The sequence below is a fragment of the Chthoniobacterales bacterium genome (assembly GCA_018883245.1).
Taxonomy (GTDB): Bacteria; Verrucomicrobiota; Verrucomicrobiia; order Chthoniobacterales; family JACTMZ01; genus JACTMZ01.
Genome location: VEQL01000014.1, coordinates 37602 through 62104 on the forward strand (window position 1 = coordinate 37602; position 24503 = coordinate 62104).

The 24503-nt window shown below is 61.8% G+C and carries 27 protein-coding genes; 16 read left to right on the plus strand and 11 right to left on the minus strand.

Features of this window, described 5'->3' with window-relative positions:
* Window positions 1-72: 72 nt before the first annotated feature.
* The 4 genes from ruvC to gndA all read left to right on the plus strand — a co-directional run bounded on the left by ruvC (window position 73) and on the right by gndA (window position 3271).
* A complete protein-coding gene (gene ruvC / locus FGM15_06730; GenBank protein ID MBU3665557.1) occupies window positions 73-561 on the plus strand; it encodes a crossover junction endodeoxyribonuclease RuvC in 489 nt (162 codons plus the stop codon).
* Entirely contained in the window at window positions 558-1199 is a 642-nt protein-coding gene (gene lipB, locus FGM15_06735; protein ID MBU3665558.1) for a lipoyl(octanoyl) transferase LipB, read from the plus strand. Before ruvC ends, lipB begins: the two co-directional genes overlap by 4 nt.
* Window positions 1199-1636 (plus strand): 23S rRNA (pseudouridine(1915)-N(3))-methyltransferase RlmH, encoded by a 438-nt coding sequence (locus FGM15_06740; GenBank protein ID MBU3665559.1) that lies wholly within the window; start codon window positions 1199-1201, stop codon window positions 1634-1636. Before lipB ends, FGM15_06740 begins: the two co-directional genes overlap by 1 nt.
* Before the next feature lie 135 nt (window positions 1637-1771).
* Entirely contained in the window at window positions 1772-3271 is a 1500-nt protein-coding gene (gndA, locus tag FGM15_06745) for an NADP-dependent phosphogluconate dehydrogenase (GenBank protein ID MBU3665560.1), read from the plus strand.
* Between the two features lie 30 nt (window positions 3272-3301).
* Here gndA and FGM15_06750 read toward each other — a convergent pair whose 3' ends face one another.
* From FGM15_06750 to FGM15_06775, 6 genes are read right to left on the minus strand one after another with little or no spacing between them, the layout of a single operon-like run.
* Window positions 3302-3601, minus strand: coding sequence for a helix-turn-helix domain-containing protein (locus tag FGM15_06750; GenBank protein ID MBU3665561.1), 300 nt, complete (start codon window positions 3599-3601; stop codon window positions 3302-3304).
* A gap of 22 nt (window positions 3602-3623) precedes the next feature.
* On the minus strand, window positions 3624-4229 hold the full coding sequence (locus FGM15_06755) for a hypothetical protein (GenBank protein MBU3665562.1): 606 nt from the start codon (window positions 4227-4229) through the stop codon (window positions 3624-3626).
* Window positions 4226-5641 (minus strand): iron-sulfur cluster-binding protein, encoded by a 1416-nt coding sequence (locus FGM15_06760; GenBank protein ID MBU3665563.1) that lies wholly within the window; start codon window positions 5639-5641, stop codon window positions 4226-4228. Before FGM15_06760 ends, FGM15_06755 begins: the two co-directional genes overlap by 4 nt.
* Window positions 5622-6395: a (Fe-S)-binding protein gene (locus FGM15_06765; protein ID MBU3665564.1), complete on the minus strand. Its 774-nt coding sequence runs from the start codon at window positions 6393-6395 to the stop codon at window positions 5622-5624. Before FGM15_06765 ends, FGM15_06760 begins: the two co-directional genes overlap by 20 nt.
* Window positions 6392-7861, minus strand: a complete 1470-nt coding sequence (locus FGM15_06770) for a rhamnulokinase (GenBank protein MBU3665565.1) — start codon at window positions 7859-7861, stop codon at window positions 6392-6394. Before FGM15_06770 ends, FGM15_06765 begins: the two co-directional genes overlap by 4 nt.
* A 3-nt stretch (window positions 7862-7864) precedes the next feature.
* Window positions 7865-8632 carry a DeoR/GlpR transcriptional regulator gene (locus tag FGM15_06775; protein ID MBU3665566.1) on the minus strand — a complete coding sequence of 256 codons (768 nt, stop codon included), beginning with the start codon at window positions 8630-8632 and terminating at the stop codon, window positions 7865-7867.
* A 155-nt stretch (window positions 8633-8787) separates the two neighbouring features.
* On the opposite strand from FGM15_06775, the gene FGM15_06780 reads away from it, so the two are divergent.
* The 12 genes from FGM15_06780 (at window position 8788) to FGM15_06835 (ending at window position 16394) form a co-directional block, all read left to right on the plus strand.
* Entirely contained in the window at window positions 8788-9225 is a 438-nt protein-coding gene (locus tag FGM15_06780) for a hypothetical protein (GenBank protein ID MBU3665567.1), read from the plus strand.
* Between the two features lie 63 nt (window positions 9226-9288).
* A complete protein-coding gene (locus tag FGM15_06785) occupies window positions 9289-9954 on the plus strand; it encodes a phosphate propanoyltransferase (GenBank protein MBU3665568.1) in 666 nt (221 codons plus the stop codon).
* A 31-nt stretch (window positions 9955-9985) separates the two neighbouring features.
* A complete protein-coding gene (locus tag FGM15_06790) occupies window positions 9986-10255 on the plus strand; it encodes a BMC domain-containing protein (protein MBU3665569.1) in 270 nt (89 codons plus the stop codon).
* Window positions 10256-10278: 23 nt separating this feature from the next.
* Window positions 10279-10572: a BMC domain-containing protein gene (locus FGM15_06795; GenBank protein MBU3665570.1), complete on the plus strand. Its 294-nt coding sequence runs from the start codon at window positions 10279-10281 to the stop codon at window positions 10570-10572.
* 7 nt (window positions 10573-10579) lie between these two features.
* Complete coding sequence (locus tag FGM15_06800) at window positions 10580-11782, plus strand: acetate/propionate family kinase (protein ID MBU3665571.1); 1203 nt, start codon at window positions 10580-10582, stop codon at window positions 11780-11782.
* Window positions 11783-11815: 33 nt separating this feature from the next.
* Window positions 11816-12094 (plus strand): BMC domain-containing protein, encoded by a 279-nt coding sequence (locus FGM15_06805; protein ID MBU3665572.1) that lies wholly within the window; start codon window positions 11816-11818, stop codon window positions 12092-12094.
* A gap of 4 nt (window positions 12095-12098) precedes the next feature.
* Window positions 12099-12407: an ethanolamine utilization protein EutN gene (locus FGM15_06810; GenBank protein MBU3665573.1), complete on the plus strand. Its 309-nt coding sequence runs from the start codon at window positions 12099-12101 to the stop codon at window positions 12405-12407.
* Between the two features lie 6 nt (window positions 12408-12413).
* Window positions 12414-13883, plus strand: coding sequence for an aldehyde dehydrogenase EutE (locus FGM15_06815; GenBank protein ID MBU3665574.1), 1470 nt, complete (start codon window positions 12414-12416; stop codon window positions 13881-13883).
* Window positions 13883-14146 carry an ethanolamine utilization protein EutN gene (locus tag FGM15_06820; GenBank protein ID MBU3665575.1) on the plus strand — a complete coding sequence of 88 codons (264 nt, stop codon included), beginning with the start codon at window positions 13883-13885 and terminating at the stop codon, window positions 14144-14146. Before FGM15_06815 ends, FGM15_06820 begins: the two co-directional genes overlap by 1 nt.
* Complete coding sequence (locus FGM15_06825; GenBank protein MBU3665576.1) at window positions 14143-14427, plus strand: hypothetical protein; 285 nt, start codon at window positions 14143-14145, stop codon at window positions 14425-14427. Before FGM15_06820 ends, FGM15_06825 begins: the two co-directional genes overlap by 4 nt.
* Window positions 14424-15467 carry a class II aldolase/adducin family protein gene (locus FGM15_06830; GenBank protein ID MBU3665577.1) on the plus strand — a complete coding sequence of 348 codons (1044 nt, stop codon included), beginning with the start codon at window positions 14424-14426 and terminating at the stop codon, window positions 15465-15467. Before FGM15_06825 ends, FGM15_06830 begins: the two co-directional genes overlap by 4 nt.
* 3 nt (window positions 15468-15470) lie before the next feature.
* Window positions 15471-16394: a lactate dehydrogenase gene (locus tag FGM15_06835; protein ID MBU3665578.1), complete on the plus strand. Its 924-nt coding sequence runs from the start codon at window positions 15471-15473 to the stop codon at window positions 16392-16394.
* Here FGM15_06835 and galK read toward each other — a convergent pair.
* The 5 genes from galK to FGM15_06860 form a co-directional block, all read right to left on the minus strand.
* Window positions 16387-17502 carry a galactokinase gene (gene galK / locus FGM15_06840; GenBank protein ID MBU3665579.1) on the minus strand — a complete coding sequence of 372 codons (1116 nt, stop codon included), beginning with the start codon at window positions 17500-17502 and terminating at the stop codon, window positions 16387-16389. The genes FGM15_06835 and galK overlap by 8 nt on opposite strands.
* Window positions 17503-17574: 72 nt before the next feature.
* Window positions 17575-19719 (minus strand): methylmalonyl-CoA mutase, encoded by a 2145-nt coding sequence (gene scpA, locus FGM15_06845; GenBank protein MBU3665580.1) that lies wholly within the window; start codon window positions 19717-19719, stop codon window positions 17575-17577.
* Window positions 19716-21251, minus strand: coding sequence for a hypothetical protein (locus FGM15_06850; GenBank protein ID MBU3665581.1), 1536 nt, complete (start codon window positions 21249-21251; stop codon window positions 19716-19718). The genes scpA and FGM15_06850 overlap by 4 nt, the downstream gene beginning before the upstream one ends.
* A complete protein-coding gene (locus tag FGM15_06855; GenBank protein MBU3665582.1) occupies window positions 21146-22624 on the minus strand; it encodes a pyruvate carboxylase subunit B in 1479 nt (492 codons plus the stop codon). Before FGM15_06855 ends, FGM15_06850 begins: the two co-directional genes overlap by 106 nt.
* Window positions 22625-22682: 58 nt before the next feature.
* Window positions 22683-24503 (minus strand): alpha-amylase (locus FGM15_06860; GenBank protein MBU3665583.1); only part of this gene is annotated, 1821 nt, incomplete at its 5' end.

A 24503-nucleotide genomic window follows, 5' to 3' on the forward strand; every position in this document is an offset into this window, starting at 1 on the left:
CGGACCATAAAAGCCAAGCGCGCAGCGAAATCAAGATTGCGCACCTGCGGCACCGGGCCAAATCTATCCGGCATGCCGACTGAACGCGTGCTGGCCGTGGACCCTTCTTTGCGTGGCACCGGATATGCCGTGCTGGAGCGCAGCGGCGGCAAGATCCGCGCCCTCACTTACGGCGTCGTCGTCAATCCCCCGAAACTTTCCGCCCATCTCTGCCTCCGCGAAATCCATGATGCGCTGACCGGGGTGGCGAGAGATCACTGCCCGCAGAGTTTTGCAATCGAAGGGGTGATTTATGTCCAGAATGTCCGCACGGCGATCATCATGGGCTCGGCACGCGGCGCGGCGTTGCTCGTCGCGGCGGTTCACGGGCTGGAAGTGCACGAATACGCGCCGCGCCTCGTGAAACAGGCCGTCGTCGGTCGCGGCGGCGCGCAAAAAGACCAAGTGGCATTCATGATCCGCGCGCTCCTCGGGCTCACCGAGACGCCGCCGCCCGACGCGGCGGACGCCCTGGCCATAGGCGTGACTCACTTCAACCGGCGCGCCACGGCGATACCATGAGTGCGCCGGAAGTCCGCTGGATCGGACGCATCGCTTACACGCATGCGCTCAAGCTGCAGGAGGAGGCCTCCTCGGCACGGCGTGACGGCGGAACGGGGGACCGCATTTTCCTTCTAGAGCACGATCCGGTTTACACCATCGGCCGGCAGCGCGACCGCTCCAGCCTCGGCAACACGCCTTTGCCGCATCCCGTGCAAGAAATCAACCGCGGGGGACAGGCCACATTCCACGGCCCGGGGCAATTGGTCGGGTATTTCATTTTCGACCTGCAGAAACTCACGCCGGACCTGCATTTTTTCCTGCGTTGGATCGAAGAGACCCTCATCACGCTTCTCGCGGAATACGGAATCGTCGCCCAGCGACGGGACGGTCTCACCGGCGTGTGGATAGAAGACCGCAAGATCGCCAGCATCGGTGTCGGCGTGCGGCGATGGGTCACCATGCACGGGTTCGGGCTCAACGTCGGCGGCGATCTCTCGGGTTTCGGCGCCATCACGCCGTGCGGCATCCACGGCGTGACCATGACATCCATCTCGCGCGAACTGGGACGCGAAGTCTCCGTCGAGGAGGCAGCCTCCCGCGCCGTGCGCATTTTCACCGCCGCCTACGCGCGGCTTCTTCCCCGGGATCGCCGTTGATGAAATGGCTGGTGCTCACAGTCGGCAAACCGGCGCTTCCCTATGCGAAAGCAGGCCGCGACGAATATCTCAGACGCATCGCGCTCTACGCGAAGATCAACCACGAGGCGATCAAGGCATCGGACCGCACCCGCGAGAGCGCGGAACTCCTCGAACGCAGCAGGAACAGCTTCCGGTTGGTTCTCGACGAGAAAGGCCGCGCCTTCACCAGCCGCGAGTTCGCACGTTTCGTGGACAGCCTCCAGCTCGGCGCGAGGCCGGTGACGGTGATTGTCGGGGGAGCCGACGGACACGATGAGGCTTTGACCCGTGCTGCCGATACCACGTGGTCGCTCGCCCCCCTCACCCTGCAACACGAACTGGCGCTCGTTGTCGCACTCGAGCAAATTTACCGCGCCCACACGATCATCGCCGGTCATCCCTACCACCGCGATTAGAACCTATCCCAAAACCGCACGGGGGCCGCGCCGCAGCCACGGGCGGAAAGCGCCGCTATCGCGCGATTGCAGGGTGGCTTCCGGAAGCTTGTTGCTTTGCTTGGGGGCTCCGACCGTCTAAACACGGTATTCTTCATGAGCAAAGACTTATCAGACATCGGGCTTGTCGGTTTGGCCGTGATGGGCCAGAACCTCGCTTTGAACATCGCCGATCACGGCTTCCGTATTTCCGTGTTCAACCGGACGACTGCGAAGACCGAGGAGTTCGTCAAGGATCACCCCGGAACACCCGGGGCGCTTCACCCCTCGCTGACGCTGGAAGATTTCGTGGCCTCCATCAAGCGCCCGCGCAAGATCGTCATTCTGGTCCAAGCAGGAAAGGCCACCGATGCGGTCATCGACAGTCTCATTCCGCTGCTCGACAAGGGCGACATCATCATCGACGGCGGCAATGCGCTTTGGACCGACACGGTGCGGCGCGAAAAAGAACTCACGGACAAAGGCCTGCGTTTCATCGGATCGGGAGTATCCGGCGGCGAAGAGGGCGCGCGTTTCGGCCCTTCGCTCATGCCGGGCGGGGCGGAGTCCTCGTGGAACGAACTGGCGCCGATCTGGAAAGCCATCGCGGCCAAAGTTGATGCGGATACCGGCAAGCCCCTCGAGGGCGCGAAGCCCGGCAAACCCGTCGAGGGCGGCGTGCCCTGCACTGCTTACATAGGACCGAACGGCGCGGGCCATTTCGTCAAGATGGTCCACAACGGCATCGAATACGGCGACATGCAGCTGATCGGAGAGGCCTACAACATACTGCGCCACGGGATCGGACTTTCCATCGACGAGACGCAAAAGGCCTTTGCTTCGTGGAACGACGGGGACCTTGATTCGTTTCTTGTCGAGATCACCAAGAACATCCTCGCGGTGAAAGATCCCGTGACGGGCGCGCCCATCGTCGATGTGATCATGGACCGCGCCGGGCAGAAAGGCACCGGCAAGTGGACCGTGGCAGACGGACTCAATGCCGGCATCCCGATTTCGACCATTTCGGAGGCTGTCTTCGCGCGCTGCATCAGCGCCCTCAAGGAAGAACGCGTGGCAGCGTCGAAGATCCTCAAGGGGCCCGGGGTGCGGTTCCCCGGCGACAAGAAGGAACTCGTCGATGCGGTGCGCGACTCGCTTTACGCCTCGAAGATTTGCTCCTATGCGCAGGGCTTCGCCCTGATGCGCGCGGTGGCCGCCGAGCAGAACTGGCCGCTGAATTTCGGCGAGATCGCCATGATCTGGCGCGGGGGCTGCATCATCCGCGCACGCTTTTTGCAGCGGATCAAAGAGGCCTTCGACCGCAACAGGGACCTGCCCAACCTCCTACTCGACCCTTATTTCAAGGACGTTATAGAGCGCACACAGTCCAACTGGCGCAAGATCGTCTCCGACGCGGTGCTCTCGGGCATTCCGACGCCGGCCTTCAGTGCGTCGCTGGCCTATTTCGACAGCTACCGCTCGGAGCGCCTTCCCGCGAACCTTCTCCAAGCCCAGCGCGATTATTTCGGCGCCCATACCTACGAACGCACGGACCAGCCCAAGGGGGAATTTTTCCACTACGACTGGGTCGGTGACAAACAACAGCACCAAGTCTGAGCTGCAATTCGGCGCGCCGCGCCGCTCCGGTCACAGCAACCAGACAGGCGTCTCCTCCGCCACGGGCGAGACCGAAGGCTCTTTCACCGCACGCACACGGACCGCGCGGCCCTGTGCAGGTGTGGCACCTTCCGCCTGGATCCACGCCTGAATGCGAAGCGTGTGCTCGCCTGAAGGCTCCTGCGTGCCGGCCAGCCACGCGGATACATGCGGTTGGGCGATGCCGAGATGCTTGGCAAGTTCGGTCACGCGCCCGTGCTTGGAACGGCAAAACTTTGCGAGATCGGCAATGAACGCGTCCATGAGGCGTCCGCTCCTTTTCGCTTTCATGACAAACCGCGGGGCAGGCCCGTCAAATCAACAGGCACCCTTGGATGCCCGGGCCATGAACACCCTTGATAAGGATGCCCTCGACATCGGCGGTCTTCGAAGGTCCGGTGACCCAGACAATATTCGGATCGTCGGGCATGGCGGCGATCGCGTCGGCGATCGAACGGTGGATGCTGTCCTTGCGCAGCACCGCGATATGCGTCCACGGCGCCAAAGCGGCAAGACGGTCCGGGGTGCAGTCGTCAGTCAAAATGATGGTTCCGGATTCCGCGATGCCTGCGGCTGCAGGGGTGATGGCGACATCGATTTCGTCCACGGCCGGGCGCTGGTATTCGGATGTCAGCGCGACGTCCGTCCCAAGCTGCGAGGCAATGGCGGACAATTCCGACGGGATGAAAATCTTTCCGGGTTTTTGGCCGGAAATCCACGACACCAGTTCTCCGACCGAGGAGAAGCACAGCGTGCCGACGGCAGAAGCGCGGTCTTTGAAGAGCTTCACGGTATCGGCCTCCGCCCCCATCCATTGCGCATCCGCAACACCGCGCGGGACGTCGGGGCGTGACTCGCGGTGCGGCAGCGGCGCCAAAGCACCCCGGATGGCGGAGAAGATTTGCTCGCGGGCGCTCATTGTCCATTGCCTCCGTCAGGACGGCTGCGGGCTTGGCGCGATTTCATCCAAGACCGGAATTTTCCGCCGCGCCATTCCGGCAGCGTGCGCTTTTTCAACCACGAGCTGAGATAAGGCACGGGCATTTTATCGAGCGGAAGGTAGTCTTTCGCCACGCCGAAAGTCATGGCTGCGCGCCAGACGAGCGGATGGCTGCCGAGGATGGCGAAACCGGCCATGGGCGGCGTGCCCGGCGAAGGCACATGCTCTTTGTGGGCGCGGTCCCGAAGGCGCAGAAGCAGGTCGGGGATCGGAATATCGACCGGACAAACTTCGTTGCAAGCGCCGCAAAGGCTCGACGCCTTGGGCAAATCGGCGAGTTCCTTGAATTTGTCCCCGGCCAGAAGCGGGGAAAGGACGGCGCCGACCGGGCCGGGATACACGCTGCGGTAGGCATGACCGGATGCCTGGCGATAAACGGGACAGACATTCAGGCAGGCCCCGCAGCGGATGCAGCGGAGGATTTCCCTGCAATTCGAGGCAAGGACTTCGGTGCGACGGTTGTCGACGAAGATGACATGCATTTCCTCCGGCCCGGAAGGACGGTCTTTGCGCCGGGGACCATTGATGAACTCGGTGTAAACCGTGAGCTGCTGCCCGGTGGCGGAGCGACCGAGCAAATTGAGCAGAACGGCGAGGTCCGCGTCGGACGGAACGACTTTCTCGATGCCCACGAGAGCGATATGAATTTTCGTCGGTGCGAGACAGAAGCGCGAGTTCCCTTCGTTGGTCACCAACACGAGGCGTCCGGATTCGGCCGAAACGAAATTCGCGCCCGTGATGCCCGCGCCGGCGGCGAGGTATTTCCCGCGCAAAAACTTGCGGGCGCGGCGCGTGATCGTTTCGGGATCGTCATTGTAGTCCCCCAATCCTTCCCGCTCGAAGCTCTTTGCGATATCCCCGCGGGTCTTGTGGATGATGGGGCGGACAATATGACTGGGATGATCCCCGTCGATCTGCACGATGTATTCACCGAGGTCGCTCTCGATCGATTCGACACCTTGTTCGGCAAGGTAGTCGTTGAGATGGATCTCCTCGGTGACCATGCTCTTGGATTTGACGACTTTGGTAATGCCGGCACTTTTGAGAATATCCCCGACCGCGCGCCGCGCGTCATCCGCCGTCACCGCGTAATGCACCTTGGCCCCTCGGGCAGACAGGCTTTCCTCGGCCTGCGCGAGATAACGGTCGAGGTGCTCGAGGGTATGCTGGCGGATCGAGCCCGCCAATTTGCGCAAAGAGTCCGCATCGGCGTAATCTTCGCCGAGCAACTGGTAGCGTTTGGAGGTGGTCGCCGCCGTGCTCTGGTGAACCGCGTTCCGGACCGTCGGAGCAAGCTCCGCTACGTAAGTGTCAATCGCCTGCCGTGCCATGATGTTTGTGCAGCGCGTCGCGCAGTATTTGGACGAAATGCAGCGTCTTGACCGGCCGTCCCTCGCGCTCGGCCAACCCTCCGAGGTGCATGAGGCAACTCATGTCGCCGGAGACGATGAAATCGGGGTGCGCGGCGCGGATGTTTTCCAACTTGAGTTCGCCCATGGCGGTGGAAACGTTGGGAAAGCTGACGGAAAATGTGCCACCGAAGCCGCAGCACTGCTCCCCTTCGCCGAACGGCACGATTTCGAGGCCTTTGATGGACTGCAAAAGTTGCAGGACGGCCGGACCGCTGGCCGTGCCGCGGGTGTGGCACGCGCGGTGAAAAGCAATCTTGGCGTTGAATTCACCCGGCCACTCCTTGATGCCAAGGGCATTAACGAGGTAATCGCCCAGCTCCCACGTGCGGCCGCCGACTTGCTCGATTGCCGCGCGGTCTTTCTCGCCTTCGAATTCCAGCGTCGATCCATGGAACATCATGGCCGCACACGAACCTGAAGGGACGACTATCGGGTCGGTGCCGGCGAAAACGCCTGCAGTGTGGCGCATGACACTTCGTGCGGCGGGCCACTGGCCGCAGTTGAAAGCGGGCTGGCCGCAACACGTCTGGTTCTCGGGAAAATCGACCTCGCAGCCCGCGTGCTCAAGCACCTCGACGGTTGCCTTGGCCACGTCATCGTAAAAGGCATCGCAGAGGCAGGTGGCCATCAATTGGACACGCTTTCCCTTGGGCCTGGCGGCTAGGTTGATCATGAGGCAGAGAGGACTTTGTCGAACTTCGCCGCTTTATCGTCCCAAAGCGCGGTGTCGCGCGGCGTGAATTCACCGATTTCGAAAGATCTTCCGATCAAATCCCTCCCGTCGTCCAGCGAAGCGAGATCCCCGCAGGCGATCATCTGTGCGACGACATTGCCCAGCGCCGTGGCTTCAGACGGTCCCGCCAAAACACGCAGGCCGCCGGCATCGGCGGTCATCTGGTTGAGCAGCGCGTTGCGCGATCCCCCGCCGACGATATGCAGGGTGTCGGGAAAGTCGGGCATCCACTGTTTCATCGTGCGCAAGAGCAGACGATATTTCAGCGCCAAACTCTCGAAAATAATGCGCGTCGTTTCCGCGCGGCTGCCCGGCGCATTCTGCCCGGATTTGGAAAGCCACGCGGCGATTGCAGCGGGCATGTCGCACGGACGGGAAAACTCGGGAGCGTCCGGGTCGATGAAGCCATCTGTCTTCGTGCCCGCAGCCTTGGCCACGATGGACTCGTATTCGAGCTTCTCGCCCCCGCGCTCCCAATTGCGCTTGCATTCCTGCAGAAGCCACATGCCGGCGACGTTCTTGAGGAAACGTGTTGTGCCACCCAGCCCCTGCTCGTTGGAAAACCTCGCCGCACACGTCGCTGCGGTCACGATAGGATCCGGAAGTTCGCGCCCGATCAGCGACCAAGTTCCGGAACTGATGAACAAAGGGTTCTTCCCGCGGGCCGGAACCCCGGCCACGGCGGAGGCGGTGTCATGGCTGCCGCACAGGACCACCTTGATCTTGCCGGGCTTTCCATCATCGCCGCGCAGATTGCCCGCAATGGTGCAGGGTTCGCTCACGGGCGGGAGAAGGGCAGCCGGAATACCAAGTTTTTCCGCAAGTTCTTTGTCCCACTCCGCGGCACCGGCCTTGAGCAAACCCGAGGTGCTGGCGATGGTGCGCTCGACGGTTTGCTCGCCGCCGAGCCAGTAAGTCAGCAGATCCGGAACAAAAGCGAGACGCGTTGCCGCTTTCACCGCCGCCGGGTGCTGCCGCGTCTCGGCGAACAACTGGTAAATCGAGTTGAAGAACATCGGCTGGATGCCCGTGCGACGGTAAAGTTCGTCCGCATTCACCAAGGCATCCACCGCCTCCATGGCCCCGTCGGTGCGTGAATCGCGATACATCCACGGCATTCCCAAGAGCCTTCCACCCGCATCGAGCAAGCCGTAATCGACGCCCCACGTGTCCACCGAGACGGAGACAACATCGTTGCCGTGCGCCGCCACGGCTTTCGCGATTCCCTTGCGGATGTCCGCGTAAATCCGGAGCAGATCCCAGTGCCAACCGTCGGGCAAAAGCATGCCGCCGGTCGGAAACCGCGCCATCTCCTCCAGCATGATTTTGCGGCCGTCAAAAATTCCGGCCATCACACGTCCGCTGTCCGCGCCGAGATCGGCTGCCAGGTAAACACGTTTTTTCATCGGTCAATCTTCATTTGCTGCCTGCACGCGCAGCCCCTGGGCCTTGACCACTTCGGAAACCTGCGGGGGCAAGGGGCGGTCGGTGATCCATAAATCAATTTCACCCGGGCGCGCGAAAAAGTAGCTGGATGCCAAGCCGACTTTGGAGGAATCGGCCAGCAGGATGACTTCGTCGGACCGCTCCATCACCGCATGCTTGAGGCGGGCATGCACCTCGCCCGCGTCGCTCATGCCACGCTGGGGATCCACGCCGCGGCAGGAAAGAAACGCGGCATCGAGGTGATAGATGTCCAAAGCTTTCTCGGACGCCCATCCGCCGGTGGAGAGCGAACTGGCCCTGAGACTTCCACCGAGCAAAACGCAGTCGATGTCGCTTTTTTCCGCAAGCGCCATCGCGATCTGCAGGCCGTTGGTTACCACGGTGAGCGGTTGCTCGGGCAACATGAAAGCCAGCTGGAGCACCGTGGTGCTGGCGTCGAAGTAAACCGTCTGCCCCACTTTGATCCGCGCCATGGCGGCGGCGGCGATGGCTTGCTTGGCACCGATATTCTGCTCCGCGCGATCCTGAACGGGCGATTCGCGCCGGTTGGCGTCCAATCGAACGGCTCCTCCATGCGATCGCATGAGCATTCCCTCGGCTGCGAGCTTCTCGAAATCCCTCCGCACCGTCTCTTCGGTGACCCCCAGCGCTTGGGCCACCTGGGAAGTCCGGATGCTTCCTTGGGCGTTCACCCTTTCAAGCAGCCAGCGATGACGTTCTACAGCGAGCATGGGGAAAAATGAGGCCAGTTTGTGGATAACTCCCACTATTATCCGACTCCATTATCAAACAAGAAAAAAAACAGTTGCGCAGGCAGAAACAAAGACATACACAACAAATCCTACTTTACACCGACAATAATTTTCCTTCTTCGAGCTAAACGTTAATGCCACCTCAAATTGCTTCCGAAAAGACAGTTAGCCGCCGGTTCGGCAAGTTGCCAACCATTGATCCCGAGGATATTCCCAACCGAGTTCGAGACATCGCCATGATGCGCGGCCTGGGTTATTCCTTCCGCGAGATCGCCCAGCAGTTCCACGTCACACCCCAAGCCATCTCGCTGATGCTTTCGCGGCACCGCCGCTCCCTCAAGTTGCTCAACGGCGCCACGGAACTTACAAATCTCTCCGCCCGCGCGGCCAACGCCCTCGGGCGGCACGGAATTTCCGGGCGAAGCGAGGCGCGCAGCAAAAACGTTCTGGAACTGCTCAGCAACGAGCGGAATTGCGGACGCAAAACGCTCGACGAAATCGAGCGCTGGCTATCCGAGCCCGGGGAGCAACCCGCTCACCGCATGAACGGCAATGTTTGCGGCATGAGCTGAGCCTCGCAACGCCACACCAGCATCCCCGCACCTACTTTGACAACCCACCATCCCGAGAAACCCGTGTCTCATCCCTCACGTCAGACAGTCGAATCGCTGGTCCGGGAAATTCTGCTCAAGCAATTTGCCAACGCTCCCACGGGAGGCGCTGCCCCCACGCTCTTGGTCAACAGCTCCGCACGCCACATGCACATCTCCCCGGAGAACCTCCAGGTTCTGTTCGGCCCCGGCGCGGAACTCACGGTCCACAAATGGCTCTACCAGGAGGGCCAGTTCGCCTCCGAGCAAACCGTCACGCTCATCGGCCCGCGCAAGCGAATCATCCCCAACCTTCGGATTCTCGGCCCTTGCCGCAACCTCACGCAGGTCGAGCTTGCCCTCACAGATGCCATCCAACTCGGCATCGACATACCTGTGCGGATGTCCGGCGACATTGACGGCACGCCCGGCGCCTACATCATGGGCCCCAAAGGCATGCTCGAGATGAAAAACGGCGTCATACGCGCCGCGCGGCACGTCCACATGTCCCCCGAAGACGCCAAATTCTACGGCGTGAAGCACCTCGACAAGATCGGCCTTCGCGTCACCGCTCCCGGCTGCACCACCGTTTTCGACGACTTGATCGTCCGCGTGGACCCCACCTTCAAACTGGAGGTCCATATTGACACGGACGAAGCCAACGCCTGTGATCTTGACAGGGCAAACAAGGTCGAACTAATTTCACGTTGACAACCCACACTCAATCCAACATAAAACCAACATGAACCAAGCAATCGGACTCATTGAAACCCGAGGTTACGCCGGACTGGTCGAGGCAAGTGATGCCATGGTCAAAGCCGCGAACGTCGAACTCATCAAATCTATCCCCATCGGCGGCGCCATGATCACCACGATCGTGCGCGGCGATGTGGGCAGCGTCAAAGCCGCCGTCGAGGCCGGCAAGGAAACCGCCACCCGCGTGGGCAACCTCGTGGCCGGCCACGTTATTCCCCGCCCCGCGCCGGAACTTCTCGCGTTCTTCACCGCCTAATCCAAACCAACCACACCAAAATTATGTCCGGACAAGCACTCGGAATGATCGAAACAAAGGGCCTCGTTTCCCAGTTTGAAGCAACTGACGCGATGCTCAAAGCCGCCAATGTCGAACTCGTCGGCTGGGAAAAAGTCGGCTCGGGACACGTAGCCACGTTTATTCGCGGCGAAGTCGCGGCCGTCAAAGCTGCCGTCGAAGCCGGCGCCACAGCCGCCGCCTCCATCGGCGAAGTGATCGCGGTCCACGTCATCCCCCGCCCGCACGGGGACCTCGCCAAGTTGGGCAAATTCGTTGCCGGCAAAGCCGCGAAATAATCCGCCCATGCCCGAAACCCGCCAGGTCTTGGTCGCCAACCTCGGCAGCACCTCGTTCAAGTTCCGCTTGTATGAGATGCCTAACGAGCGTTTGCTGGCCAAAGGCGGATTCGAGCGCCTCGGCTCCGACCGCGCCGCATGGAAAATCACCGTCGGCGACGGACCGGAAAAAAGCGGCCAGGGCGACGTGGTCACCCACGAGGATGCGATCCGCCTGACCGACAAGGAACTCGGCGGGCTTGCTCATCTCGCGGCCGTCGGCTTCAAACCTGTCATGGCCCGCGGAATCTCGGGCACGCAGTTCATGGACGGGCGCGTCCTTGCAGCGATGGAAGACATCGCCTCGCTGCTTCCCGCGCACAATCCGCCCTACATCCACGGCGTGCGCCTTTTCAACAAGTTGTATCCTTCCCTGCCATGCATCGGCACTTTCGAGACGGCATTTTACGACCGGGTTCCGGAGCACAATCGCCGCTTCCCCGTGCCGCTGGAGTGGAAAAACAAATACGGCGTCGCCCGCTACGGCTTCCACGGCGCCAGCCACCGCTACATAAGCGAGCGCACGGCCGAGCTGCGAGGCTCGGATAAAACGCGGCTTGTCTCCTGCCACCTCGGCGGAAGTTCGTCCATGGCCGCGGTCAAAAACGGCGTCGCCATCGACTCGACTTGGGGAATGACCGCGCAAAGCGGCCTGCCGCAGAACAACCGTGCCGGCGATTTCGATTGCTTCGCCATGATCTATCTCGCCCGCGAGTGCGGCCTCGGCTGGGATGCCGTGGAGAAAGCCCTCGCCTCGGACTCCGGCTTGAAAGGTATGTCCGGACTGCAGACCGGCGACATGCGCGACTTGAGAGAGGCGGCCAACGCGGGCAACAAGGACGCCCAAACTGCCATCGCCGTCTTTGTCGCCGCCATCCGCAAATATCTCGGACAATTTTTTGTCGAACTCGACGGACTCGACGTCCTCGTTTTCACCGCGGGCATCGGCGAGAACAACCCCGACCTGCGCGCCGAAATCTGTGCAAACCTCGACTGCCTCGGACTCAAACTCGACGCGGCCGCCAACGCTGCCTGCCGCGCGACGGAGGCCGTCATCAGCGCACCGGATTCCAAAGTCGAAGTGCGTGTCATTCCCACCAACGAGGAAATCGTGATCGCCCGCAACGCCTGGCGCCTCCTGCAGGAACATCCACAACAGCAAGCCGCCTGAATTTCTCCAACAAACCTCAAACCAACAAACCATATGCAACAAGCCCTAGGAATGATCGAAACGCGCGGCCTCGTCGCCCTTGTCGAGGCGACCGACGCCATGCTCAAATCCGCCAACGTCGAGCTGGCCGGTCCCATGACCCAAGTCGGCAACGCCATGGTCACCGTCTGCGTGACCGGCGATGTCGCCGCGGTCAAAGCAGCCACCGAAGCCGGACGCGCCGCGGCCCAGTCCCTCGGCGAAATCGTCTCCGTGAGCGTCATTGCCCGACCGAATCCCGAGACCTCGGTGATCCTGCCAAAGGCCAAATAACGCCATGATCCTGGCGCAGGTCGAAGGCAGCATCGTCGCGACGAAGAAGAACCCCAAAATGACGGGGGCGAAATTCCTCTTCGTCCGCCCGCTCGTGGTGGACAAGCCGGATGCCGTGGAATTGCGCCCAGGCAGTTCGACCCTCGTCGCCGTGGATTCACTCGGCGCCGGCGAAGGCGAAGTCGTCCTCGTAGTGCAGGGCAGCTCCGCCCGTTTGGCCGGTCCCGACAAAGACTCGCCGGTCGATGCTGTCGTCGTCGGCATCGTGGACACGGTCGATGTCGCCAAACGCAAAATCTACCAAGCCAAGTAAAGCCCAATGAGCGCCATCGACGAACAAATCGTGACCAAAGTGGTGAGCGAGGTGCTCAGCCGCCTCCGCCAACACCAGTCGGCCCCTGCATCAGCCGTCGCATCCTCCGGATCCCGCGCGTCCGGGGCATCAACCTCCGGATCCTACGGCGTTTACGAGGACATGAACGCGGCTTGCGACGCCGCACAGCACTCGTTCGAAAAGCTCCGCGCTGCCGGTGTCTCAGCGCGCAAAAAAGCCATCGCCGTCATCCGCCGCCTCTGCGTCGAGAAAGCCGACGAATGGGGCCGCATTGAATTCGAGGAGACCAAGATCGGACGCCTCGAGCACAAGATCGAAAAACTCAAAATCTGCGGCGACCTCGTGCCCGGCGTGGAAATGCTCGAGCGGATGGCTTTCAGCGGCGACTTCGGGCTCACCGTCATCGACTTCGCACCGTGGGGAGTCATTGGTGCGGTCACGCCGTCGACCCATAGTGTCCCCACCCTCACCGGCAACGCCATCAACATGATCGCGGCCGGAAACACCGTTGTCTTCAACACCCACCCGGGTGCCGCGAAGTGCGCTGCGATCGCGATCAAGGCCTACAACGAGGCAATTGCCAGAGAAACCGGCATCACCGACATGCTTTGCACGGTGACCAAGCCCACCCTCGAGACCTTCCAGCAGATGTGCGCCAACCCGCACGTCAAACTCCTCTGCGTCACCGGCGGCCCCGCCGTCGTCGCCGCGGCCATGAAGACCGGCAAGCGCGCCGTCTGCGCCGGGCCCGGCAACCCGCCGGTCGTCGTCGATGAAACGGCCGACCTTGCCCGCGCCGCCGCCTCGATCATCCAGGGCGCCGCCTATGACAACAATCTCCTCTGCATCGGCGAGAAGGAAGTGTTCGTGGTGGATTCCGTGGCGGACAAACTCATGGAGGAACTCCGCAAAGCCGGCGCCGTCCAGCTGGATGCGCGGCAAATCGAAGCTCTTGCGGACAAAGCATTCGTTTTCCCGCAGGGCAAAGGCGCCGGATGCCCGCACCCCGTGGTGAACCGCGACCTCGTCGGCCGCGACGCCGCCGTCTTGGCCAAAGCCATCGGCCTCGATGTCCCCGCCTCGACCAAGCTCCTTTTCGGCGAGACCAAGGCGGACAACATCTTCGTCGATGAAGAGCAAATGATGCCCTTTATTCCCGTGGTTCGCGTGAAAAACGTGGACGAGGCCATCAAGGAGGCAGTCAAGGCCGAGCACGGCTACAAGCACACGGCCATCATGCACTCGCGCAATATCGACGCGCTCACGAAAATGGCGCAAGTCGCCGACACCACGCTTTTCATCAAGAACGGACCCTGCATGACCGGCCTCGGGCTCGGCGGCGAAGGCTTCCTCAGCTTCAGCATCGCCACGCCGACCGGCGAAGGCGTCACCACGCCCATGACCTTCACCCGCTCCCGCCGCTGCGTGATGGTCGAAAACCTCAACCTTTATTGATGCGCACAGCCGTCATCCAGGGCCACGTCACCTCGACCGTGAAGCATCCCAGCTTCCACGGCACTCGCTTGCTCGTCGCCGTGCCCGAATCAGGTGATGTTGCGCCGCAGATCGTCCTCGACCAACTCGGCGCCGCCATCGGACAGCGTGTCATCATCTCCAGCGACGGCGCCGAAGCGCGCAAAATGGTCAATGACGAACTCAGCCCCGCGCGCTGGAACGTCACCGGCATCATCGATCCGGAGGGAGCCCTCGCCGTATGAGACTCGGCACCGTCATCGGCCGCGTCACACTCTCCGTGCGCAACCCCGCCTACAACGGCGAGCGGCTGCTGCTCACGCTGCCGTGGCGCCGTGAAACGCTGAAAGGCGAACAGAAATTCGATCCGTCGATCGTCGTTTACGACCGCCTCGGCGCCGATGTCGGACAGACCGTCGCCATCAGCGAAGGCCGCGAAGCCGCCTGCCCTTTTCCCAAACCGACGCCCGTGGACGCCTATTGCGCCGCGCTCGTCGATGAAATGTTCATCCAACCGCAATCATGAAAGTGTTCGCCCACAAAGACGCTGCCGATTTCGTCAGCACCGGAGCCAAGGAATTCCGCCACAACCGCGAGGTTCTCCTCACACCCGGAGCGCGCGATGCGTTCTCCGAGGCCGGCATCAAAATCGTCTTCCAGGAAGGGGCTGCGGGCGAAAGCTCGGCCGTCACCGCCCTGACCACATCCGGGGACGCCGCGTTGTTCAATTCGCCTCTCGCGGAAAAGCTCAAAAAGGAAATCTGCGAGATCGGGCGGCGGATTTGGATCCGAGAATATTCTGACGGCAACGGCGGCAACATTTCAGCACGGCTGACGGACAACCGCTTCATTTGCACGCCCACCGGCGTGAGCAAGGGTTTCATGACGCCCGACATGCTCTGCATGGTGGATGGCGAAGGGCGCCAGGTGGCCGGAACATGGAAGCGTTCCAGCGAGATCACAACACACCTTGCGATCTACAACACCACCCCAGAAGCCGCATCCGTGTGCCACGCGCATCCTTGCCATGCCGGAGCATTTGCCATCAAGGGCATGCAACCCCCGCCGCGGCTGATCCCCGAGCTGGAGGTGTTTGTCGGCACCGTCGCCCTTGCCGAATACAAGACGCCGGGCTCGGCCGAGATGGCCGAGTCCATCAAACCCCTCGCCCCGCAGCACCAGTCGATCATCATGGGCAACCATGGCGTCATCACCTGGGGCAAGTCGGTGGAGGATGCCTATTTCAAAATGGAAATCACCGACGCCTACTGCCGCACGGTGATTCTGGCGCAGTCCATCCCCGGCGGAGCGTCCATCCCGTGTGAAAAAATCGGCGAATTGCTCGACATCAAAAAAGGCCTCGGACTTCCCGACCCGCGTTACGGACTCAAACCCGCCGAACTTTGCGAGGTCGATCCGTGGACCCAAATGTGCGGGCAGCGCGGTTGCGCCACACCCGTCACGCCTTTCACCCCGCTCGAGGCACCTTCCTCTGCACCGGCATCCGCAGAAATCGAAGCCCTCGTGCAAAGAATCACCGACGAAATCGTCGCCAACCTGAAATAAATCATGAAAGTAGCCATCATCGGCGGCGGAGGCCGCGTCGGCAGTTGCGCAGCCTTTGCCCTGCAATGCTCGGGACTCGTCAAAGACCTCATCATCCTCGACGCCAACCAGGCTGCGGCCGAAGGCGAAGCCCTCGACCTCCTGCATGGAGCGGCCTTCTGCGCGGACCAGAACATTTACGCCGGCACCTACGCTGACTGCGCCCAAGCGGACCTCGTCTGCATCACGGCGGGACTTCGCCGCAAACCGGACGAGTCGCGACTCGACCTCATCAACCGGAACGTCGGGCTTTTCAACGGCATCCTCGACAGCCTGAAGCAGGCCGGGCTGAAAAAGAGCGCGATCATCTTCGTCGTTTCCAATCCGGTGGACATTCTCACCCAGCTCGCGGTGGAGCGCCTCGGCCTCCCGTGGCAACAGGTCCTCGGGCTCGGCACCATGCTCGACAGCTCGCGTTTCTGCTCGCTCATTGCTTCGGAACTCAAACTCCCCGCCACGCAGGTGCGTGCCATGATCCTCGGCGAACACGGCGACAGCATGCTGCCCGTGTGGTCGTCCGCCACAGTGGACGGCTTCCCGCTGTTGAAGTTCCCCGGTGTCACGCCAACGTTCCAATCGAAAGTGTTCGAGCGCACGCAGAAGAGCGGGGCCGAAGTCATTTCGCGCAAAGGCGGCGCCGGTTGGGCTGTCGGAGTGACGATCAAGGAAGTAATCGACTGCATCGCCCTCGACCGCCAACGCGTTCTTCCCGTCTCCAGCCAGATTCAGGGCTCCTACGGCATCCGCGGCATCAGCTTGAGCGTGCCCACAGTCGTCGGCCGTGCCGGCGTCGTGAAGCAACTCGAAATCGAACTCTGGCCGAAAGAGATGCAGGCGCTTCAGGCCTCCGCCCAAGCGCTCAAGGCGACCCGCGCAAAGATCAAATAGCTTGGTCCGGACCCCCGGCGGAACTGACCGATACCGCGGGTTCCCTGCCCCACACGGCCAGCACGCGGGTTTTCAGTTCCTCCACGAACGCATCGACCTGCGACCGGCCAACCAACGCGAGGATAGCGCCGCCGAATCCCCCTCCTGTGAGCCGCGCGCCGAGGCATCCGGGAATTTCCCGTGCAAGGCCCGAAAGAAAATCCAATTCCCCGCAGGAATTCTCGAAAAGAGTGCGCGAACTTTCGTGGGACTGGTTCATCAGCTTTCCCACGGAAACCAGATCGCCTTGCTCCAGGGCTGCCACAGCGGCGGCAACACGCGCATTCTCACCGACCACATGGGAGGCCCGCCGCTGGGGCGCTCCGGACAGCCGCCCCTGATTGACCGCCTCCGCAATCATGGCATCCGACGCATCGCGCAATTTGGACACCCCTAGCGCGCGGGCCGCTTGCTCGCACTCCGACCGCCGGGCATTGTAGGCGCCGTCCGACAGCGCGTGTTTCACCCCGCTTTGGACAATGACGAAGCGCGCATCCGCAGGCACCGGCACGCGGCGCACATCGAGGCTTCGACAGTCGAGGAATACGGCGTGATCCCGCGTCGCAAAGAGCGAAGTCACTTGGTCGAGCAATCCGCACCGGACGCCGGCAAATTTGTGCTCTGCTTCCTGCCCGATCCGGGCCAATTCGAGATCGTCGAAAGCGGTGCCCCAAGCCTGCTGGAAGACCCGCGCCGTGGCGCATTCCAAGGCCGCGCTGCTGCTGAGACCGGCCCCCATCGGCACGGTGCTGCGGATCTCCAACTCGAGCCCGCAGGGCTTCGCGCCCCGTGAGAGGAAGGCGGCAGCGACGCCGATCGCGTAATTCGCCCAGGATCCTTCGCCCGCTGGCTGGAGGTTGTCCAAGGAGCATCCATGACTCTCGCCAAGATCCGCCGCATGAAGACGGAGAAGGTGATCCCTGCACACACGCGCGCGCACCGTCGCACCGACATCAAGCCCGATGCCCAGAACCAGTCCGTCGTTGTAGTCGGTGTGGTTGCCCAGCCACTCCGCACGGCCGGGCGCGCTGCCTGTTATTTCTTTTTCGTGGTCCGGATCAGTAAGCATTGGGCGCGAGGCGGGGATTTGATCATTTTTAATATTATATCCGGGGAACCGGTGGCGCCGCAGAAAACCGCGTCACGCTTTGACCTGCCCCTCAAGATCGAGAATCAACCGCTTGGCGGCTTCCGGGATCACCGTGCCCGGACCGAAAATTTCCGCCGCACCGTGGCGCCGCAGAAAATCGTAATCTTGCGCGGGAATGACACCGCCAATCACGACGAGGATATCCGGGCGTCCGAGCTTTTTGAGTTCCTCGACAAGTTGGGGCAGCAGTGTCTTGTGCCCGCCGGCCAGCGAACTGAACCCGACGATGTGCACGTCGTTCTCGACCGCTTGCTTGGCGGTTTCCTCGGGCGTCTGGAAGAGCGGGCCGATATCGACGTCGAAGCCGAGGTCCGCATAAGCCGTGGCCACGACTTTAGCGCCGCGGTCGTGGCCGTCCTGTCCCATCTTGGCCACGAGGATGCGCGGACGCCGGCCGTGCCGCGTCTCGAAGTCCGCGCACATGCGCCGCACATCGCCGACGAGCTTTGTTTCGCCGTATTCGCGCCCGTAAACGCCGGAGATGGAACGGACAACCGCCATATGCCGACCATACACTTTTTCCATCGCGTCGGAAATCTCCCCGAGTGTGGCACGGGCACGGGCCGCATCCACCGCCAAAGCGAGAAGATTGCCCTTTCCGTCCTGGGCCGCCTCGGTCAGCGCCTGCAGCGCCCGAGTCACCTTCGCATTGTCCCTCTCGGCGCGCAGCTTTTTGAGCTGGGCCACTTGCTCTTCGCGGACTGCGGTGTTGTCCACTTCGAGAATTTCCAGCTCTTCCTCCTTCTCGAGCTTGTATTTGTTGACCCCTGCAATCACTTCACGGCCGGAATCGATGTGCGCCTGCCGCCGGGCTGCGGCCTCCTCGATGCGCATTTTGGGCAGACCCGTATTGATTGCTTTGGCCATGCCGCCGAGTTTCTCGACCTCGACGATGTGAGCCCATGCACGCTCCATAAGGTCGCGCGTGAGGCTCTCAACGTAGTAAGAGCCGCCCCACGGATCCACCGTGCGGCAGATGCCGGTCTCCTCCTGCAGGAAGAGTTGCGTGTTGCGGGCGATGCGCGCCGAAAAATCGGTCGGCAGAGCGATGGCTTCATCGAGCGAGTTCGTATGGAGCGATTGGGTGCCCCCAAAGGCGGCGGCCATTGCCTCGATGCAGGTGCGGATCACGTTGTTGTAAGGATCCTGCTCGGTGAGACTCCATCCCGAGGTTTGGGAGTGCGTGCGCAGGGCCATCGATTTCGGATTTTGCGCCCCGAGACCCTTGAGCAGCTTCGCCCAGAGCACGCGAGCGGCGCGCATCTTGGCGATTTCCATGAACATGTTTTTGCCCTGGGCCCAGAAGAACGACAAACGCGGCGCGAAGGAGTCGATGGGGATGCCGGCCTTGATGCCGGCGCGGACGTATTCCACGCCGTCCGCAAGCGTGTAGGCCATTTCGAGATCGGCCGTGGCTCCCGCTTCCTGCATGTGGTAGCCGGAGATGCTGATGCTGTTGAACTTCGGCATCTTCTCCGATGTGTAGGAGAAAATGTCGGCAATGATGCGCATCGAGGCGTCCGGCGGATAAATGTAGGTGTTCCGCACCATGTATTCCTTGAGGATGTCGTTCTGGATCGTGCCGGTGAGCTTCTCCGGCGGAACGCCCTGCTCCTCGGCGGCGACGATGTAGAAAGCCATGACGGGGATCACCGCGCCATTCATCGTCATGGATACCGACATGCGGTCCAGAGGGATGCCATCGAAGAGCACCTTCATGTCCTGCACGGAATCGACCGCCACACCGGCCTTGCCGACATCGCCCACCACGCGCGGGTGGTCGGAGTCGTAGCCGCGGTGCGTGGCGAGATCGAAGGCGATACTCAAGCCCATCTGCCCCGCGGCCAGGTTGCGACGGTAAAAAGCATTGCTCTCGCGCGCGGTGGAAAATCCGGCGTATTGGCGCACGGTCCAAGGGCGTGTGACATACATCGTGGCGTAAGGACCGCGCAAAAAAGGCGGAACTCCCGCGGTGAAACCCAAGTGCGGGCAATTCGCCAGATCGTCCGGTCGATAAACCGGCTTGACGTCGATCTGCTCCATCGTGGTCCAAGCAGACCGGGCGCCAGTTGCATGCCCGTGGCCTCTCGCATCAAGTTCCAGCGGAATATTCGAAAAATCCGGTATCTTGCTCATCCCGCGACCCCCAGTTTTTTTTGCCAATCGGAGAGGAACGCGCCGCAATCGGCTTTCAAGTGGATGAAGTCCGCGACACCCGCAGCCTTGAAGGATTCGACATGCTCCGCAGGATATCCCGCAAGGATCACCGGAAGGGCACGGTTCATTTCCCCGAGCACCGCGGGAACCAACCCCGGATAAGTGTCGTCGGTCGAGCAGAGCACCGCGGCCAACGCTCCGGAAGCAACCGCGGCCTTGGCCGCGTCGCCCGGAGTCTCAAATCCCGACGGGTAGATCACCTCGAATCCTCCCGGCTCGAGAAAACCGCGCACGAAATCCGCGCGGGCTTTGTGCTGCTTGATCGGTCCCATGGTCATGAGAAATATTTTCGGCGCACCACCGGTTTTTTGCGCGTAATTCCAAGCATTGGCCCGCAGCTTCTCGAAATCGCAGGCCAGCCGGCCATCCGCGGCCTTGGCCTCCGCCGGTTTTTCGGCCGGGTTGGCGTATTGGTTGACTCCGACCATCGCACGGCGGCGCGTGGAGAGGGTCGCGCGCTGTTTCCGCGCCGAGGCACCGACATCTGCCGGCTCAGCCTTTTGGAACAGCGACCATGCGGCCTCGGCAATCTCCTTGGTCAAGGTCTCGACAAACCACGACCCGCCAGCGGGATCGGCCACGGCTGCAGCATGACACTCTTCGCGCAAAATCCGCTGCGTATTGAGGGCGATGCGGCGGGAAAAATCATCGGGCTCGCGAAAGACCTCGTCGAACGGTGCCACACCGAGGCTTTCACACCCACCCAGCACGGCCGCGTAAGCCGCAGAGGCTGCCCGGAGCATGTTGTTGTGCGGATCGAGTGAAGACTGCTCCCAGCGCGATGTGCGGGCGTGGATGACCATCCGCGCCGCAGCCTCCGAACCGCCGCAGGCTGTGACAATCCGCGACCAGCCGTAACGTGCAGCCCGTAATTTGGCGAGGATGACAAAAAACTCTCCTCCTGCCGCGAAAGAGAAACGGATTTTGGCCGCCGCGTTGTCGATACTTTCACCCTTGGATGCGAGTTCGCGCAGCGCCTGAAGGCCCCGCGTCCATGCGAGAGCAACTTCCTGCACAGCCGTCCCTCCGTCCTCGTGGATCTCGGCGACATCGATACGAACGCCTCCCACGGGAAGCTCCGGTTCACCGTCCTGAACCGTCTCCCAATCGGTGCCGCCCTTGCCGCCGCGCACGTAAGGAAAAACACCGGGGTCATGATCCGCTCCCGCGAGACGCGACGAGTTTTCCTTTTGGTAAATCGGCTGGACGGCCAGTTCATCGGGGGTCCGTGAAACGAGCTTTTCAAGCGGCCTGCCCTTCAGCGAAGACTCTGCAGCCGCCTTCCATTCGTCCAAAGACGCCGGCGCAAATTCAGCCAGGTCCAGCTTTTCGGAGAACAACCCGCTCACGAGACCAGCTCCTCGATTTCGACGTTGTGGCTCTTTCCTTGGATTTGCATCACATAACGCGCAGGCCGCCTCTTCGGTTGTGGCACTGCAGTGGCCTTTGATTGCGGGGCTGCAACCGCAGGAGGTTTTTCGCCGGGCTTTTCGCCGCGCAAAAGTTTTTCGGTCTCCACCGGGAACATGGCGTAGAGGACTGCCGTCTCGTCATCCTCGGGAAACCCTTTCTCTTTCAGCTTGTCGCGCAAGGCGGGAAGCCCCGGAGAAAGCAAATCCGCAGGACGGACCGTCACCGCTTTTTTGCCGCTTTGTTTTTCCACGAGTGCAAGCAGTTCCTTGTCCACGGGCCCCGGAGTGCGGCCGTATTTCCCCAAAACAACGTCCTGCGCGGGCTGCGAGATCATTTTCCACCGTCCGAACTTGACGTTGAGCATGGCCTGCGTGCCGACAATCTGCGACGTCGGCGTGACGAGAGGAATATAGCCGAGAGCGGCGCGCACGACCGGCATCTCGCGCAAGACTTCGTCGTAACGCGCCGCCATCCCCTGGTCTTTGAGCTGCGTGCGGAAGTTGCTGAGCATGCCCCCGGGAACCTGGTAAGTGAGGATATCGACATCGACGCGCTCGTTGGCCGGGCTGGTGAAGGCCTTGAGTTCCTCGTAAATTTTTTCGAAATGCGTGCGGAGACGCGCCAAGCGCTCGCGATCGTAATCGGGACAACGCGGGTGCCCCTCGAGCAAAGCCATCATTCGCAGCGTGTCGGGCTGCGCGGTGCCGTTGGCGAACGGAACGATCGAGGTCTCGACGATATCCACACCGGCGTCGATCGCGGCAAGATAGGCGCTGGCGGCCAAGCCGGCAGTGTCATGGCTGTGCAGAATGACAGGAACGTCGAAGTTCTTCTTGAGCGTGGAAACAAGATCGTAGGCCACCTTCGGGGTGATGAGTCCGGCCATGTCTTTGATGCTCAGCGATTGGCAGCCCATTTCGACGAGAGCCCCGGCAAAAGTGACGAAGGCCTCGATCGTGTGGACCGGGCTGAGGGTGTAGCAAATTTCACCGCGGGCTTGTTTGCCGGCCTGGAGCGTGGCGCGGACGGCCGTTTCGAGGTTTCGCGGATCATTCAGCGCATCGAAAATTCGCAGCACATCCATCCCGCGACCGGCGGTGCATTTCACGAACGCCTCGACAACGTCGTCCGGAAAGCTCGTGTATTGCACGATGTTCTGCCCGCGCAGAAGCATGCTGTGCGGCGTCTTCGAGGCACCGGACTTGAGCGCGGTGATGCGCTCGAAAGGATTTTCCCCTAGGTAGCGCAGGCAGGAATCGATGGTCGCCCCACCCCACGTCTCCAGTTGCGCGAACCCCAGAGCGTCGAGATCGGCGAGGGCCGGGAGCATCTGCTCCGTCTTCATCCGCGTCGCCGCGAGCGACTGGTGCCCGTCGCGGAGGACCGTGTTGGCAAAAGCGACGCGCTTCATTAACTGTGCTAATAGTTAGCAGGTTCCCCTGGCCGGGGCAATCAAAAGCCGCAGCGGATCAGCGAAAAACCGCACCGGTGAGCGGCGGCAGCGAGACTTCGCAAGCTCCGGCCGAAGGGGAGACCCTCACCGCTTCCGGGGATCCGGCCGTGGTGAAAACCACTTTGGACGCCGGCGCCGGAATGCCCACGGTCTGGTCTTTGTCGGAGCGATTGATCACCACCACGCGCAGGTCGTCACCCGCGCCACGGCTGTAAGCAATCACGTTTTTGTCGTCGTCAGCGCGCAGCACGGAAAAATACGGTGTCCTGAACGCCGCGTTTGCCGCGTGCACGGCGATCGCGTCGCGGAAAAATCCGTGCAACTGCTTGTCGAAATTGGCGTCATCCGCAGGCCGCTGCCGTCCGCGCGGATCCTGCCGCTCTGGCGCCATGGAGATATCCTCCCACGGCATCGGCTTGCGGCAGTCCGGGTCGTCGCCGCCCCACACACCCGCCTCGACGCCGTAGAAAAACATCGGCGCACCGACGTAGGTGAGCTGGAAAAGGGTGACCAGCCGCTGGATCGCACGCTCTTCTGCGTTCGGCTTTCGCACCTCGTATCGCTCGTTGGTCCGCGCCGAGTTGCCCGGTTCGTCGTAGTCGAACTTTTCCGGATTCGCGTAGTTGCCGCCGCGGTTGCGGTTGATGATCATCTGTGCGACGCGGTCCGTGTCGTGGGAATCCGTGAGATTCCACATGGCCAGTTGCACGGGCACCGGCAGCTGTTCGCGCCGCCCGTTGAGCATATCGCCGAAAGCGGAGGGCCTGATGCTGTTGTCGATGAGATAGGCTTTCACCGGGACGGAGAAAGCGTAGTAGTTCATCGTCGCGGAGAATCCCGTGTGCTTCAGATAATCCGCGGCATTCGTCCAGACCTCGGCCACGGTGATGGCCCGGGGATTGATGCCGAAAACGTATTTGTTCCAATCGCGCCAGAATTTGTCCGGCAACTCCTCCGAGACATCGAGGCGCCACCCGTCGATGCCGTCGCTCGTGTCGCCGTTGCCGTCGGGATCCATCCAACGCCGCGTGGCGTCGAAGATGTATTGCTTCGGCCCGGGATGGAGGTCGCTTCCGTCGCCGTTGTTGCGGAATTCCGGCAGCGTGAAAAAGCCGGCCCAACCCGTGTAGCGCAATTCGTTGCGGCGCGTCGCGGGATCGTCGAAGGACTGGATGGTGAACCATTCGACATAGGGGGACTTCTCCCCGTTGATTCGGATGTCGCGAAAGGCGAAAAAGTCGCGTCCCGTATGATTGAATACGCCGTCGATGACAACGCGTATGCCGCGCTCGTGGGCCTTTTTCACCAGCTCGAGGAAAAGCTTGTCCGCGGCTGTCCACTTCCACGTGGCAGGATCGGCCGTCTCGCCGCCATTGCGGATGATCTCGAAATCGCCGGCGGGATCGGGGCCGAAGTTCGGATCGATATGGTGGAACGAGTTGCCGTCGTATTTGTGCTGCGAGCGGCCGTAAAAAACCGGGTTGAACTTGATCGCCGTGATTCCGAGGTCCTTGAGGTAATCGAGTTTGTCGATCACACCCTGCAAGTCCCCGCCGTAGCGTCGGTGGAATATGCCGTTCTCGTAAAAGCTGTCGCCGATCGCTTTTTCCCACTCATCTCGGACGAAGTAGTCGCCGTTCCATGGCGTCACGCGCCATCCGCCCACGTTGGGGAAATGCATCTCGAGCGTATCGCGCGTGGGGTCGTTGGACGGATCTCCGTTGCGGAAGCGCTCGGGAAAAATCTGATACCAGACGGCGGACTTGCCCCAGTCGGGAACATTCGACGCCGGGGCGGCTACATCGCCGGCCCAGGCAGAGGCGGAGGCGAGGAATGC

Bases quoted from the DNA above. Each gene is read 5' to 3' on its own strand.
- FGM15_06825 (MBU3665576.1), top strand. From the start codon at position 14,143: ATGAGACTCGGCACCGTCATCGGCCGCGTCACACTCTCCGTGCGCAAC.
- FGM15_06765 (MBU3665564.1), bottom strand. From the start codon at position 6,395: ATGATCAACCTAGCCGCCAGGCCCAAGGGAAAGCGTGTCCAATTGATG.
- FGM15_06805 (MBU3665572.1), top strand. From the start codon at position 11,816: ATGCAACAAGCCCTAGGAATGATCGAAACGCGCGGCCTCGTCGCCCTT.
- FGM15_06810 (MBU3665573.1), top strand. From the start codon at position 12,099: ATGATCCTGGCGCAGGTCGAAGGCAGCATCGTCGCGACGAAGAAGAAC.
- lipB (MBU3665558.1), top strand. From the start codon at position 558: ATGAGTGCGCCGGAAGTCCGCTGGATCGGACGCATCGCTTACACGCAT.
- FGM15_06775 (MBU3665566.1), bottom strand. From the start codon at position 8,632: ATGCTCGCTGTAGAACGTCATCGCTGGCTGCTTGAAAGGGTGAACGCC.
- FGM15_06800 (MBU3665571.1), top strand. From the start codon at position 10,580: ATGCCCGAAACCCGCCAGGTCTTGGTCGCCAACCTCGGCAGCACCTCG.
- FGM15_06815 (MBU3665574.1), top strand. From the start codon at position 12,414: ATGAGCGCCATCGACGAACAAATCGTGACCAAAGTGGTGAGCGAGGTG.
- FGM15_06820 (MBU3665575.1), top strand. From the start codon at position 13,883: ATGCGCACAGCCGTCATCCAGGGCCACGTCACCTCGACCGTGAAGCAT.
- FGM15_06830 (MBU3665577.1), top strand. From the start codon at position 14,424: ATGAAAGTGTTCGCCCACAAAGACGCTGCCGATTTCGTCAGCACCGGA.
- FGM15_06780 (MBU3665567.1), top strand. From the start codon at position 8,788: ATGCCACCTCAAATTGCTTCCGAAAAGACAGTTAGCCGCCGGTTCGGC.
- galK (MBU3665579.1), bottom strand. From the start codon at position 17,502: ATGCTTACTGATCCGGACCACGAAAAAGAAATAACAGGCAGCGCGCCC.
- FGM15_06770 (MBU3665565.1), bottom strand. From the start codon at position 7,861: ATGAAAAAACGTGTTTACCTGGCAGCCGATCTCGGCGCGGACAGCGGA.
- FGM15_06835 (MBU3665578.1), top strand. From the start codon at position 15,471: ATGAAAGTAGCCATCATCGGCGGCGGAGGCCGCGTCGGCAGTTGCGCA.
- gndA (MBU3665560.1), top strand. From the start codon at position 1,772: ATGAGCAAAGACTTATCAGACATCGGGCTTGTCGGTTTGGCCGTGATG.
- FGM15_06795 (MBU3665570.1), top strand. From the start codon at position 10,279: ATGTCCGGACAAGCACTCGGAATGATCGAAACAAAGGGCCTCGTTTCC.
- scpA (MBU3665580.1), bottom strand. From the start codon at position 19,719: ATGAGCAAGATACCGGATTTTTCGAATATTCCGCTGGAACTTGATGCG.
- FGM15_06755 (MBU3665562.1), bottom strand. From the start codon at position 4,229: ATGAGCGCCCGCGAGCAAATCTTCTCCGCCATCCGGGGTGCTTTGGCG.
- FGM15_06740 (MBU3665559.1), top strand. From the start codon at position 1,199: ATGAAATGGCTGGTGCTCACAGTCGGCAAACCGGCGCTTCCCTATGCG.
- FGM15_06855 (MBU3665582.1), bottom strand. From the start codon at position 22,624: ATGAAGCGCGTCGCTTTTGCCAACACGGTCCTCCGCGACGGGCACCAG.
- FGM15_06760 (MBU3665563.1), bottom strand. From the start codon at position 5,641: ATGGCACGGCAGGCGATTGACACTTACGTAGCGGAGCTTGCTCCGACG.
- FGM15_06750 (MBU3665561.1), bottom strand. From the start codon at position 3,601: ATGAAAGCGAAAAGGAGCGGACGCCTCATGGACGCGTTCATTGCCGAT.
- ruvC (MBU3665557.1), top strand. From the start codon at position 73: ATGCCGACTGAACGCGTGCTGGCCGTGGACCCTTCTTTGCGTGGCACC.
- FGM15_06790 (MBU3665569.1), top strand. From the start codon at position 9,986: ATGAACCAAGCAATCGGACTCATTGAAACCCGAGGTTACGCCGGACTG.